Here is an 11,918-nt window from a genome sequence, read left to right as displayed (position 1 = left end):
GGGAAGACCTCCGTCGCCACCGGCACCCTGCTCTGCGGGCGCCACCACCGCCACGTCCACACCACCAGCATGACCGCCCGCCTCGTCCACGGGCACATCGTCTGGTCCACCGACCCACCAGACCAGCTAGTCCCAGTCCCACCAGCCACGCCATCGGGACCGAGCAGAGCTACCGCAGCGGTCGACGACCTCGTCCGACGATTCATCGCGCGGCTGCGACGATGAACCAGGCACTAGAACACCTGTTCGAATCGGCGTACAGTTGTGACCATGCAGGCCACGCTGCAGGGCTCCCTCCTGGACGTCGCGGACGACGTCACGGTGCACTCCCTCGCGCCCGTACGACGCACCCTGCTGACGCGGGGCGCCTGGGTCGACGTGCGGCCCGGCTGGGTCGGCGGGTCCGACGAGCTGTTCGAGCGGTTGCTGCAGGACGTGCCCTGGCACGGCGAGCGGCGGCAGATGTACGAGCGGGTCGTCGACGTGCCGCGGCTGCTGAGCTTCTACGGCGAGGACGACGCGTTGCCGCACCCGGCGCTGGTCGAGGCGCGCGACGCCCTGAGCCGGCACTACGAGCCCGAGCTGCACGAGCCGTTCCGCACCGCCGGCCTGTGCCTGTACCGCGACGGCCGCGACAGCGTGGCCTGGCACGGCGACCGCTTCGGCCGGTCGGCGACGCACGACACGATGGTCGCGATCCTGTCGGTCGGGGCCGCCCGCACCCTCGCGCTGCGCCCGCGCGGTGGCGGCGACGCCGTGCGCTTCACGCTCGGTCACGGCGACCTGGTGGTGATGGGTGGCTCGTGCCAGCGCACCTGGGACCACGCGATTCCCAAGACCGCGCAGCCGGTGGGGCCGCGCATCAGCATCCAGTTCCGGGTGCGCGGCGTCCGCTGATCACCCGCGCGGCAGGGAGTAGACGCGGTCGTCCTGCACCGACGACACCCAGATGGTGTCCGCCCCCACTGCCACGTCGACGTTCGCGCGGTCGAGCAACGGCGGACCGGTTCCGAGCTCGCGCCGCGAACGCACGCCCGGCGCCGACGGGCTCGGGTCGAGCTCGACGAGCGCTGGACCGCGGGCGCACGCGACCCACAGCCGATCGCCGGCCGCGGTGATGCCGTCCGGCTCGCCCGCGACCGCCACCCGCCCGAGCACCGCGAGCGACCGCGCGTCCACGGCCACCACCGTGTCGGTCCGCGTGCAGGTCACCCACACCGTCGACCCGAGCACCGCGACCCCCTGCGCGCCGTCGCACACGGCGGCTGATCGCGGCGGACGACGGCCGGCCGGGTCCACGCGGGTGAGCGTCCCGTCCGTCACGTCGGCGACGAAGAGCGCACCGGCACCGGCGGCCACCAGCCGCGGCTCCAGGCCCAGGGGCGTGTCGCCCTGCCGGCGGGAGAGGTCGAGCCGGGTCAGCACCCTCGCCTGCTGCCGCACCACCCAGACCGAGCCGGCGGCGACGACGACGCCCTCCGGCTGGCCGCCCAGGTGCACGCGCCGCCGCACCGACCCCGACGCGACGTCCAGCTGCACGACGTCGCCGCTGCCGAAGACGGTGGCCCAGACCGTCCCGCGCCCGTCGGACGCGAGCCGCAACGGCGTCTCGCCGACGGCGGCGCGGCGCCCGCCGCCGACCGGGCCGACGGTGCCGTCGTCCGGGCTGGCGGCCCACACGTCGGCGCCGACGACGGCCAGGCCGACCGGTCCGGGCACCGCGACCGACCGCGCAGCGGTCGTGGTGGCGGACGGCGTGGTGGCGGACGGCGAGGCGGTACCACCGGCCGAACCGCCGCTCGCGCCGGCCGAGCAGGCCGTCAGCCCGAGGGCGACCAGCACCGCTACGAGGGCACCACCGCGTCGAGGCATGCCGCGAGCATGCTGGCGCTCTCGGTCGTGGCGCGAGGCCCGTGACGACGTCGGTGCGCGTTCGTCACCGGCTCGTGACGTCAGTCGGGCACGTAGTCGAACTCGTCCGGGTTGGGTCCGGTGCGGCCCGGCTCGCCCTTGTCGAGCGCCGAGATCGCGGCGACGTCGTCGTCGGTGAGCTCGAAGTCGAACAGCGCGAAGTTCTCCTCCATCCGCGACGGCGTCACGGACTTGGGGAACACGACGTCTCCGCGCTGCACGTGCCAGCGCAGCACCACCTGGGCCGGCGTGCGCCCGACCCGCTGGGCGATCTCACCGATCGTGGCGTCGTCCAGCACCTGGCCCTGCGCGATCGGCGACCACGCTTCGGTGACGATGCCGTGGGCCTGGCCGTACGCACGCACCTCGTCGTTGGTGAAGTACGGGTGCACCTCGACCTGGTTCACCGCCGGCACGACGTCCGCCTCCGCGGCGAGCCGCTCCAGGTGCGCCACCTGGAAGTTCGAGACGCCGATCGAGCGGGCCCGCCCGTCGCGCTGGAACTCCTCCATGACCTTCCAGGTCGAGACGAAGTCCCCGCCGTACAGCGTCGGCAGCGGCCAGTGGATCAAGAACAGGTCGACCGCCTCGAGCTGCAGCGCGGCCAGCGTGCCGTCGAAGGCGCGCCGCGCGGCGTCCGGCTCGTGGAAGCCGTTGTTCAGCTTGCTCGTGATCCAGACGTCGTCGCGGTCCAGGCCGGACGACCGCAGCGCCTCTCCGACGCCCGCCTCGTTCTGGTACATCTCGGCGGTGTCGACGTGCCGGTAGCCGATCCGCAGCGCGGTCGAGGTCGCCTCGGCCGTCTCGTCGGGGTCGATCTGGAACACGCCGAACCCGAGCTGGGGTATCGCACGGCCGTCGTTCAGCGTGATGGTCGGGACAGTGGTCACCGGTCGCTCCTTCGAGGTGGCGGGCGTCGTACCCGCCGATCCTCGCCGGTGCGACCGGCCACCGCATCTCAGCCGTCCGCGAGCAGCGCGTCGAGCTTCTCGTAGCCCTCGACGACGCCGGTCTCCATGCCGCTGCGCAGGATTGCGTCGCGTCCCTCCATCGAGTCGACGAGGGACGTCGTCGTCACCCGGCTGCGCCCGTCCCCGAGGTCCTCGAACACCGCGGTCTCCAGCGCGACGCCGTCCGGGAAGCCCTCCCAGGTGAACGTCTGCACCAGCCGCTCTGACGGACGCATCTCGTGGAACGAGCCGTAGAAGCGCGCCACCTCCTCGCCCGCGCGGACCGCGGAGTAGCGCCAGCTGCCGCCGGTGCGCGCGTCCCAGTGCTCGAGGTCCATGGTGGTGTCCTTGGGGCCGAGCCAGCGCGCCGCCAGCTCGGGGTCGACGTACGCGCGGTAGACGCGCTCGGCCGGGGCGTCGAACTCGCGGACCATCCGGATGATCGGCAGGTCCGGCACCGCCTCGATGGTGGTCTCGCGCGTCCGCGGCCCGTCCGTCGCCGAGGTCGTCGCCGTGCCGGTGGTCGGGGTCGTGGTCGGGGTCGTGGTCATGATGCTGCTCCTGCCTCGTCGGTGCTGCTGCTGTCGTCGTCCATCTCGGCGAGCACGGCGTCCAGGCGCGTGAAGCGCTCCTCGGCCCTGCGCCGGTACCGCTCGATCCAGCCGGTCATGAGGTCGAGCACCTCCGCCTCCAGGTGGCAGGGACGTCGCGCGGTGCTGCCGGGCCGGCTCACCAGGCCGACGTCCTCGAGCACCTTGAGGTGCTTCGAGACCGCCTGCACCGAGACGTCGTACGGCGCCGCGAGCTGCCCGACGGTCGCGTCACCGACCGCCAGCCGCGCGACGAGGTCGCGCCGCGTCGGGTCGGCGAGGGCCGAGAAGACCCGGGAGAGCCGGTCGTCGGTCACGGTGTCCTGCCTTTCATCAACCATTCGGTTGACGATGACCGTAGACCCAGCCGGGACAAGATGTCAACCGTCCGGTTGAGAAGTCCGCGTCACCCGGGAACGCGCGAACCCCGCCCGGTCGGCGTCGTGACGCCGTCCGGACGGGGTTCTGCTCGGGTGGAGCTGAGGGGACTCGAACCCCTGACCCCCTCGTTGCGAACGAGGTGCGCTACCAGCTGCGCCACAGCCCCTTGACCGCGGACAAGGTTAGCAGCAGGGCGGGGTGCTCCGTGCACGGCCGCCGCCACCCGCGGGCTCAGCCGCCGGCGGCGATCCGGCGCTCGAGGATGGCGTCGAGGTCGAAGCCACCCATGGCAGCGGGCTCGGCCACGGGCGCCTCGACCACCGGCTCCGCCGGAGCCGGCGCCGCCTGCTCGGGCAGCACCCGTCGGCGCACCGGCGGCGCCTTCGGCTTCAGGGTGTACGTCGGGGGCGGCACGGGCACGGGCTGCCAGCTGCCGTCGTCCGGGACGTCGTGAGCGGCCGGCTCGGCGACCACCTCGTCGTCCGGCGCGGACGTCGAGACCTCCGGTCCTGCGGTGCGTCGGGCGGCCACGACCTGGCCGACCACGTGCCGGCGCGAGTCGCGGCGCGAGCGGGACGCGGTGCGGCGGGCGGTCACGTCACGGCGCCGGGCCAGGTCGCGCGCGCGGCGGGCGCTGCGGCGCAGCTCGGCCACCACCAGCAGCAGGGCGGTCGTGACGACGACGCCGAACCACGCGGTGACGGCGGTCGACAGGGCGGCGGCCAGCCAGACGACCGGGGTCGCGACGAGCAGCCCGAGGAACGCCAGACCGCGCACCCGACGACCCCGCGCCGGCCGCGCGGATGGTGCCGGACGGCGAGCGGCGGGACGAACGCTCTCGCGGCGCACCAGGTCGGGACGCGGCGGCTCGGGCCGCACCTGCTCGGGGCGCCCGGGCTCCGGCCGGACGACGGCCGCGGCGCGCTTGACGACGACCGACGGCGCCGGGCGCTGGGCCGGCGCGACGACGTACGAACGCGGGTTGGGGCGCGACAGCGGGACGGTGCGGACGGCGGGTCGGCGCTCGAGCACGCGCATCGCGTCGCTGAACCGGTCGACCGACCGGGCGGTGGCGACCTGGTCGCGACGGCGGACCCAGTGACCCAGCAGGTAGGCGGCCCAGATCGCCACGATGACGACGAAGATCAGGCTGCTGGGGTCCACGGTCACAGACGGTAGGTGCCCCCCCACCGGCATCGCCGCAGGTCGGCCGGTGTGTCGCAGAAGAGACCCCTGTGACGGGTGTGGTTCACCCGGTCGGCACGTGGAACGTCCAGGTCTCCACCTCGCGGAAGCCCAGCCGTTCGTAGATCCCCCGCCCCATGCGCGACGCCCCGAGGAACGCCGTCGTCGCCCCAGCCGCGAACCCGTCGCGCACGATCCTGGCGGTGACGGCAGCGCCGAGACCCCGCCGGCGGCAGGACGGCGGCGTCGCCACGCCGAAGACGCCCACCGCGTCCCCGAGCTGCAGCCGGATGCCGACCGAGGCGACCGCGTCGCCGTCGAGGGCAGCGTAGACGGCCACCGCTGTCCGGTCGAACATCGGCGGCGCCACGAGCGGTTCGAAGACGCCGGGTGGTACCTCGTTGCCCGCGGTGAACGCCCGCGCCACCTCCCGGACGAGCGCGTCGTCCGCCGGGTTCACCTCGACGACCTCGACGTCCTGCGCGGCCGGTCCCGCCACCACCGCGCTGCAGCGCATGAGCGGGAACTCGACCGTCGCGCCCAGGCCCGCCGCGCGGGCCAGCTCGCCGACCCACGAGGGCGCCGCGGGACGGGCCCGGAGCACGAAGGGCAGCCCGGCGGCCTGCAGGCGCTCGACGAAACGCTGCGCGTCCGCCCGCGACGCGTCCGGGCCCAGCACGTGCACCGTGTTCGTGGCCGCCGACGCCAGCCCGATGACGTTGAGCACGACGCCGTCCCCGCGCTCCTGGTAGCCGCCGGGGACGCCGGACGCGAGCAGGGCCATGCCGGCCACCAGGTCGGCGGCCACCTCGTCCGCCGCGGTCGTCATGCCCGGGAGTTTGCTCGACCCGCGACGACGTTGTCCGGCGAACCCACCAGCCGGGTCAGGACGTCGAGCGCTGCGCCGCGGCCTGCGCGCGGTGCCAGCGGGCGAGCAGGCCGCCCGGCCCGAGGTCCTCGCGCGTCACCGCGAACGTGCGGTGGTCGCGCCAGGCGCCGTCGATGTGCAGGTAGCGCTCACGCACCCCCTCGTCGCGGAAGCCCAGCTTGGCCACGACCCGAAGGCTGGCGGCGTTCTCGGGGCGGATGTTGATCTCGACCCGGTGCAGCCCGCTCGTCCGCAGGCAGTGGTCGGTGGCGAGCGCCACGGCGGTCGGCGCGATGCCGCGGCCGGCCACGTGCTGCGAGACCCAGTAGCCGATGTGGCCCGAGCACATCGAGCCCCAGCCGATGCCGCTGACCGACAGCTGCCCGACCATCGCGCCGTCGTAGGTGATGGCGAACGGCAGCGCCCGACCGGCCCTCGCCTCGCGGGCGAGGGTGCGCACCAGCTGGCGGAACGGCAGCCCCGGCACGGTCGGGTCGGGCGGCGTGGCCTCCCACGGCTCGAGCCAGGCCCGGTTGGCGATGCGCAGCTCGCGCCACCGCGCCGCGTCGCGCTGGCGCAGGGGACGCAGGCCCACCGCCCCGTCGTGCAGCCGCACCGGCCAGTCCATCAGTGGTCGCCGCCCCGCACCTGCTCGACGGCGTGCACCAGCACGGGCGAGAGCACCGCGATCCCGTCGCGGCACCCACCGGTCGACCCGGGGAGGTTCACGACGAGGGTGCGCCCGGCGATCCCCGCCGTGCCCTGCGACAGCATCGCGGTCGGAACCCCTTGCGCCACACCGAAAGCGCGGATCGCCTCGGCGATGCCCGGCGTCTCGCGGTCGAGCACCCGGCGCGTGACCTCGGGGGTCAGGTCGCCCGGCGTGAGCCCGGTGCCGCCGGTGGTCAGCACCACCTCGACGTCGTCGGCCACGGCGTCGCGCAGCGCCTGCTCGACGGGGTCGCCGTCCGGCACGACCACCGGGTCGCCGACCTCGAACCCCAGGCCGCGCAAGCCCTCCACGAGCACCGGCCCGCCGCGGTCGTCGTAGACGCCGGCCGCCGCGCGGTTGGACGCCGTGATGACGACGGCCCTCACGTCGGTCCGTCCTCGGTCCAGCTGCCCGATCGCCCGCCGGACTTCGCGGTCACCCGGACGTCGGTGATCCGGGCGTGCCGGTCGACGGCCTTGACCATGTCGACCAGCGCGAGCGCGGCGACGGTGACGCAGGTGAGCGCCTCCATCTCGATCCCGGTGCGGTCGGCGGTGCGCACGGTCGCCGCGATCTCGACCCCCTCGTCGACGACGTCCAGGTCGACGACCACGGCGTGCACGGCGACGGGGTGCGCGAGCGGCACCAGGGTGGGCGTGAGCTTGGCCGCCTGCAGCCCGGCCACCCGTGCCACGGCGAGGGCGTCGCCCTTGGGCACGGTGCCGTCGCGCAGCGCGGCGACGGCGGTCGCGTCCAGCAGCACGCGTCCGCGGGCCGACGCCTCGCGGGCGGTGACCGGCTTGGCCGAGACGTCGACCATGCGCGCGTGGCCGCGGTCGTCGACGTGCGTCAGGCGCGGGACGTCGTCCGGGGTGCCTCGCTCGCTGTGGTCGCTCATCGCGACCGCCGGTCGAGCACGAGGCAGCGCACCTCGTCGCCCTCCTCGACCCGGGTGACGTGCTCGGGCACGACGACGAACGCCCCCGCCCGGGCCAGGCCGCCCAGGACGTGCGAGCCCTGGCCGCCGCTGAGCCGCACCACCCGACGTCCGTCGGACGCGGTGCCGAGCTCGGCGCGCGCCAACGACATCTTGCCGGCGGGCGACGTCCACGACTCCAGCGCGACGGCGGTCTCGGTGCGGCGGAAAAGGCCCCGGTGCCCGGCCATCTTGCGCAGCGCCGGGCGCACGAACATCTCGAACGACACGTAGGAGCTCACCGGGTTGCCGGGCAGCGTGAAGATCGGGGTGGCGTCGGGGCCGACGGTGCCGAAGCCCTGCGGCATGCCGGGCTGCATGGCGACCTTGCCGAACCACACCGTGCCGAGCCCGCGCAGCACCTCCTTGACCGTGTCGTACGCGCCGGCGCTGACCCCGCCGGTGGTGACGACGAGGTCGGCGCGCACCAGCTGGTCGGTGAGGGTCTGCAGGAAGGTCGAGGCCTCGTCGCGCACGACCCCCACCCGGTAGGGGCGGGCGCCGGCGTCGATCGCGGCCGCGGTGAGCATCACGCCGTTGGAGTCGACGACCTGGCCGTAGCCGGGCGTCGTCCCGGGGTCGACGAGCTCGTCGCCCGTCGACAGGACGACGACGCGCGGGTGGGCGTGCACCCGCACCCGAGCGCGCCCGACCGCCGCGCACAGCGCGAGCTGCGTCGGCCCGAGCGTCGTCCCGGCCGAGAGCACCCGGTCGCCGGCGCGGACGTCGGAACCGGCCCGCCGCACGTGCTGGCCGTCGGCGGCGGAGGCCGTCAGCCGCACCTCGCGCACGCCGGCGTCGCTGGACTCGACCGGCACCACCGCCTCGGCGCCCGACGGAAGCGGCGCGCCCGTCATGATGCGGATCGCCTGCCCGGGCGCGAGGTGCTGGTGCGCGGTCGATCCCGCCGGGACGTCGGCCACCACCGGCAGCGCGACCGGCGACCCCTCCCCCGCGCCGGCGACGTCCGCGACGGTCACGGCGTAGCCGTCCATGGCGGAGTTGTCGAAGCCCGGCAGGTCGAACGGCGCCACGACGTCCTCGGCGAGCACGCAGTCCTGCGCCTCCAGCAGCGCCAGCTCGATCGGGTCGAGCGGGCGCACGCCGTCCAGGCAGCGCTGCAGGTGGTCCTCGACGCTGATCATCAGCGCTGCCTCAACCACCGCGCGAACTCGTCGCCGAACTCCTCGTGCGCCTCGCCGAGCTGCACCACGGCCTGCAGGTAGCTCAGCCGGTCGCCCGTGTCGTAGCGCCGCCCGCGGAACACCACGCCCCACACGCCGCCGCCCTGGTCGGCGGGAGCCTGCGCGAGCTCCTGCAGCGCGTCGGTCAGCTGGATCTCGCCACCGCGTCCCGGCCCGGTGCGCTCGAGCACGTCGAACACCGCGGGGTCGAGCACGTACCGGCCGATCAGCGCGAGGTTGCTCGGAGCGTCCGCCGGGTCGGGCTTCTCGACCAGGCCCGTCACCCGGACGACGTCGCCGTCGCCGTCGCTGCCGTCGCCGTCCTCGACCGCGGCGCAGCCGTACAGGTTCACCTGGTGCTCGGGCACCTCGATCAGCGCGACCACGCTGCCGCCGCGCTCGGCGCGGACGTCGAGCATCGTCGTCAGCAGGGTGTCGCGCGCGTCGATCAGGTCGTCGCCGAGCAGCACCGCGAACGGCTGGTCGCCCACGTGGTGGCGGCCGCACAGCACCGCGTGGCCCAGGCCCTTGGGGTCGCCCTGGCGCACGTAGTGCACCTCGCCCAGCACCGCCGCGGCACGCACCCGGTCGAGCCGGTTGGTGTCGCCCTTGGCCTCGAGCGCCTGCTCGAGCTCCCAGTGCCGGTCGAAGTGGTCCTCGAGCGCGCCCTTGTTGCGGCCGGTCACCATGAGGACGTCGTCCAGCCCGGCGCCGACGGCCTCCTCGACCACGTACTGGATGGCCGGCTTGTCGACGACCGGCAGCATCTCCTTGGGGATGGCCTTGGTGGCCGGGAGGAACCGCGTGCCCAGGCCCGCCACGGGGATGACCGCCTTGGTGACAGGCGCGCGTCGCTCGCTCATGCGGTCAGGCTATCGGCCGCTCGCAGGGCCGCAGCCTCAGCCGTCGAGGGAGGACTCCGCCGGCGCGGCACCGCCCTCGCTCTCGCGGCCGGGCGACACGCGCCACTGGTCGCGCCCCGCCCGCTTGGCCGCGTACAGGCCTTCGTCGGCGGCGCGGACGAGGTCGCCGCTCGCCGTCCCGTGCATGGGCAGGGACGCGATGCCGACCGACACCGTCACCGGCACGTGGTCCTCGCCGACGACGAAGACCTCCTCGCGCACCGCCTCGCAGATCCGCTCGGCCAGGTGCTCGGCGCCGAGGGTGTCGGTCTCGGGCGTCACCACGACGAACTCCTCGCCGCCGTAGCGGGCGACGGTGTCGACCTCGCGCACGACGCTCGCCAGCCGGCGGGCCAGCTCGCGCAGGACGGCGTCGCCGACGGTGTGCCCGTAGGTGTCGTTGACGTTCTTGAAGTGGTCGAGGTCGAGCAGCAGCACCGACAGCGGCCGGTCGAACCGGCTCGCGCGCTCGACCTCGCGGGCCAGCGTGGTCGTCATGTGCCGCAGGTTGCCGGCGCCGGTGAGCGGGTCGGTCACCGACAGCCGCTGCGCCTCGCGGTGCAGCAGCACGTTGTCGACCGCGATGCCCGCGGGGCCGGCGAGCGAGACGAGCATCGCCTCGTCGTCCGAGTCGAAGGCGGGCGCTGCGGCCTCGCGCTCGACGACGACGACCCCGACGGTGTTGTGCCCGCGGCGCAGGGGGGCGGCGAGCGCCGGACCGCCCAGCACCGTGGTCGAGTCCTCGTGCCCGTGGCCGAGCCGGCGCGGCAGGCCGTCGACCGCCACCTCGCCCGCGAGGTCGCTGCCGAGCGTCAGCCGCCGGACGACGGAGCGCGGTGCCCCGGTCGGCACCGACGCGCGTGCGACGACCGAGCCGCCCTCGACCAGCCAGGCGGTGGCGCGCTGGGACTCGGTGGCCGACATCGCGGCCTGCAGCACCGTGCCCAGCAGGCCCTCGAGGTCGTGCGTGCGTTCGAGGGTGTCGCCGAGCCGGGCGACGTTCTCGCGCAACAGGTTCCGGCTGCGCTCGAGCTCGCCCAGCTTGGCCTCGAGCTCGTCGGTCATGTGGTTGAACGCGCCGGAGAGCCGGCCCAGCTCGTCCTCGCCGCCGGCCGGCAGCCGGGTGCTGAGGTCGCCGCGCGCCACCCGCTCGGCCGCCTCGGTCAGCGCGAGCACCGGGCTGGTCAGGCTCGACGCCAGCCGCACGACGAGCCCGATGCCGACGAGCAGCGCGAGCAGCAGGGCCGCGGCGACCGGCCCCTGCAACGACCCGAGCCCCGGGCTCGGCACGGCCGTGGCCACGCCGCAGTACTGCCCCTGCAGGCCACCCTGGTTGGCGATCTCCCAGCCACCGTCGGTGCGCGCGGTCGCCGTGCCACGTGCCGCGGCCTGGCGCATCGCCAGCGCGTCCGCCGGGCCGGTCGCGGTCGCCGCACCCCGCCCGCCGGGGCACGCCAGCGCGACCTCGGTGCCCTTCGGCAGGGTCAGGCCGCCGACCAGCTGGCGCAGGCCCTGCGCGTCGAGCAGCAGCCCGGCGTACGCGGTGCCCAGCGTCCTTCCCTGCTCGTCCGTGGCCTCGGCCCGGTCGACCAGCAGGGCCGGCCCGGTCACCGTCGACGGTGCCGTCGCGGCGGCGGCCTGCTGCGAGCACGAGAGCCGGTCCATCTCGTCAGGCGCCAGCTGCGGGACGGTGCCGGCGCTGCCGACCGCTCGACCACCCTTGACCAGCACGGCGAACACGCGCGGCTGCCGGTTCACCGCTTCTGCCGCGGCGGCGCTCAGGTCCTTGGTGTCGGCCCGCGACGCCAGCAACCGGGCGGCTTCGCCGATCGCCAGGCACCGGGCCTGCAACGTCGCCGCGACCGAGCCGGCGGCCTGGGCCATGCCGTCGCGCGCAGCCTGGTGCTGCTGGCGCGGCGCGAGGACGCCGATGGCCAGCAGCGCGGCCAGCGCGGGGATCAGCAGGACGACGCCGAGGACCACGGCAAGGCGGCTGCGAACCGACTTCATGTCCCCCTCCGTCCCGGATCCGCCTCGCCCGCGCGCGCGACCTTCGTGGCATGGTGGCACGGATGGGTGCAGAACGTCACCGCCGGACCAAGACCGAGTGGCGCCGAGATGTCCGGGCCCGCCGCCGCGCACTCGACCCGGGGGCCGTGGCGGACGACGGCCGGCGGCTCGCCGCGCTCGTCCTCGCCCTGCCCGAGCTGGCCGGCGGTGCGCCCGGCGGTGCGCCCGGCGGTGCGGTCGTCGCGGCCT

Annotated in this window: 14 protein-coding genes and 1 tRNA gene; 2 read left to right on the top strand and 13 right to left on the bottom strand. The window is 75.0% G+C overall.

Features of this window, described 5'->3' with window-relative positions; all coding sequences use genetic code 11:
- Positions 1-270: 270 nt before the first annotated feature.
- Complete coding sequence (locus tag ACYVJ4_RS18735; RefSeq protein WP_460461549.1) at positions 271-897, top strand: alpha-ketoglutarate-dependent dioxygenase AlkB; 627 nt, start codon at positions 271-273, stop codon at positions 895-897.
- Here the strand turns inward: ACYVJ4_RS18735 and ACYVJ4_RS18730 are convergent, their stop codons facing one another.
- From ACYVJ4_RS18730 to ACYVJ4_RS18670, 13 genes are all read right to left on the bottom strand, one after another.
- On the bottom strand, positions 898-1,872 hold the full coding sequence (locus tag ACYVJ4_RS18730) for an NHL repeat-containing protein (protein WP_460461548.1): 975 nt from the start codon (positions 1,870-1,872) through the stop codon (positions 898-900).
- Positions 1,873-1,952: 80 nt separating this feature from the next.
- Positions 1,953-2,801: an aldo/keto reductase gene (locus ACYVJ4_RS18725; RefSeq protein ID WP_460461547.1), complete on the bottom strand. Its 849-nt coding sequence runs from the start codon at positions 2,799-2,801 to the stop codon at positions 1,953-1,955.
- 68 nt (positions 2,802-2,869) lie between these two features.
- Positions 2,870-3,295 (bottom strand): SRPBCC family protein, encoded by a 426-nt coding sequence (locus ACYVJ4_RS18720; protein ID WP_460461550.1) that lies wholly within the window; start codon positions 3,293-3,295, stop codon positions 2,870-2,872.
- Between the two features lie 113 nt (positions 3,296-3,408).
- Positions 3,409-3,768, bottom strand: a complete 360-nt coding sequence (locus ACYVJ4_RS18715; RefSeq protein ID WP_460461546.1) for an ArsR/SmtB family transcription factor — start codon at positions 3,766-3,768, stop codon at positions 3,409-3,411.
- Positions 3,769-3,925: 157 nt separating this feature from the next.
- A tRNA-Ala gene (locus tag ACYVJ4_RS18710) sits at positions 3,926-3,998 on the bottom strand.
- Positions 3,999-4,063: 65 nt separating this feature from the next.
- Positions 4,064-4,996 (bottom strand): hypothetical protein, encoded by a 933-nt coding sequence (locus ACYVJ4_RS18705; protein WP_460461545.1) that lies wholly within the window; start codon positions 4,994-4,996, stop codon positions 4,064-4,066.
- An 85-nt stretch (positions 4,997-5,081) separates the two neighbouring features.
- On the bottom strand, positions 5,082-5,846 hold the full coding sequence (locus ACYVJ4_RS18700; protein WP_460461544.1) for a GNAT family N-acetyltransferase: 765 nt from the start codon (positions 5,844-5,846) through the stop codon (positions 5,082-5,084).
- 55 nt (positions 5,847-5,901) lie between these two features.
- A complete protein-coding gene (locus ACYVJ4_RS18695; protein WP_460461543.1) occupies positions 5,902-6,513 on the bottom strand; it encodes a GNAT family N-acetyltransferase in 612 nt (203 codons plus the stop codon).
- Entirely contained in the window at positions 6,513-6,983 is a 471-nt protein-coding gene (locus tag ACYVJ4_RS18690; RefSeq protein WP_460461542.1) for a MogA/MoaB family molybdenum cofactor biosynthesis protein, read from the bottom strand. Before ACYVJ4_RS18690 ends, ACYVJ4_RS18695 begins: the two co-directional genes overlap by 1 nt.
- Entirely contained in the window at positions 6,980-7,495 is a 516-nt protein-coding gene (gene moaC / locus ACYVJ4_RS18685; protein ID WP_460461541.1) for a cyclic pyranopterin monophosphate synthase MoaC, read from the bottom strand. Before moaC ends, ACYVJ4_RS18690 begins: the two co-directional genes overlap by 4 nt.
- Entirely contained in the window at positions 7,492-8,718 is a 1,227-nt protein-coding gene (glp, locus tag ACYVJ4_RS18680; RefSeq protein WP_460461540.1) for a molybdotransferase-like divisome protein Glp, read from the bottom strand. The genes moaC and glp overlap by 4 nt, the downstream gene beginning before the upstream one ends.
- A complete protein-coding gene (gene galU, locus ACYVJ4_RS18675) occupies positions 8,718-9,620 on the bottom strand; it encodes a UTP--glucose-1-phosphate uridylyltransferase GalU (RefSeq protein WP_460461539.1) in 903 nt (300 codons plus the stop codon). Before galU ends, glp begins: the two co-directional genes overlap by 1 nt.
- A gap of 36 nt (positions 9,621-9,656) precedes the next feature.
- Positions 9,657-11,669: a GGDEF domain-containing protein gene (locus ACYVJ4_RS18670; RefSeq protein WP_460461538.1), complete on the bottom strand. Its 2,013-nt coding sequence runs from the start codon at positions 11,667-11,669 to the stop codon at positions 9,657-9,659.
- Between the two features lie 62 nt (positions 11,670-11,731).
- Between ACYVJ4_RS18670 and ACYVJ4_RS18665 the strand changes: the two genes are divergently transcribed.
- The coding region (locus ACYVJ4_RS18665) for a hypothetical protein (RefSeq protein WP_460461537.1) at positions 11,732-11,918 on the top strand (187 nt) is incomplete at its 3' end.

Source organism: Angustibacter peucedani (assembly GCF_054779595.1).
The sequence above is the reverse complement of the archived record's forward strand: the minus strand, read 5'-3'. Positions and strand labels throughout refer to the sequence as shown.

Excerpts from the sequence above, each read along its gene's own strand:
- ACYVJ4_RS18735 (WP_460461549.1), top strand. The coding sequence starts at position 271 with ATGCAGGCCACGCTGCAGGGCTCCCTCCTGGACGTCGCGGACGACGTC.
- glp (WP_460461540.1), bottom strand. The coding sequence starts at position 8,718 with ATGATCAGCGTCGAGGACCACCTGCAGCGCTGCCTGGACGGCGTGCGC.
- ACYVJ4_RS18730 (WP_460461548.1), bottom strand. The coding sequence starts at position 1,872 with ATGCCTCGACGCGGTGGTGCCCTCGTAGCGGTGCTGGTCGCCCTCGGG.
- ACYVJ4_RS18695 (WP_460461543.1), bottom strand. The coding sequence starts at position 6,513 with ATGGACTGGCCGGTGCGGCTGCACGACGGGGCGGTGGGCCTGCGTCCC.
- ACYVJ4_RS18720 (WP_460461550.1), bottom strand. The coding sequence starts at position 3,295 with ATGGTCCGCGAGTTCGACGCCCCGGCCGAGCGCGTCTACCGCGCGTAC.
- ACYVJ4_RS18670 (WP_460461538.1), bottom strand. The coding sequence starts at position 11,669 with ATGAAGTCGGTTCGCAGCCGCCTTGCCGTGGTCCTCGGCGTCGTCCTG.
- ACYVJ4_RS18700 (WP_460461544.1), bottom strand. The coding sequence starts at position 5,846 with ATGACGACCGCGGCGGACGAGGTGGCCGCCGACCTGGTGGCCGGCATG.
- galU (WP_460461539.1), bottom strand. The coding sequence starts at position 9,620 with ATGAGCGAGCGACGCGCGCCTGTCACCAAGGCGGTCATCCCCGTGGCG.
- moaC (WP_460461541.1), bottom strand. The coding sequence starts at position 7,495 with ATGAGCGACCACAGCGAGCGAGGCACCCCGGACGACGTCCCGCGCCTG.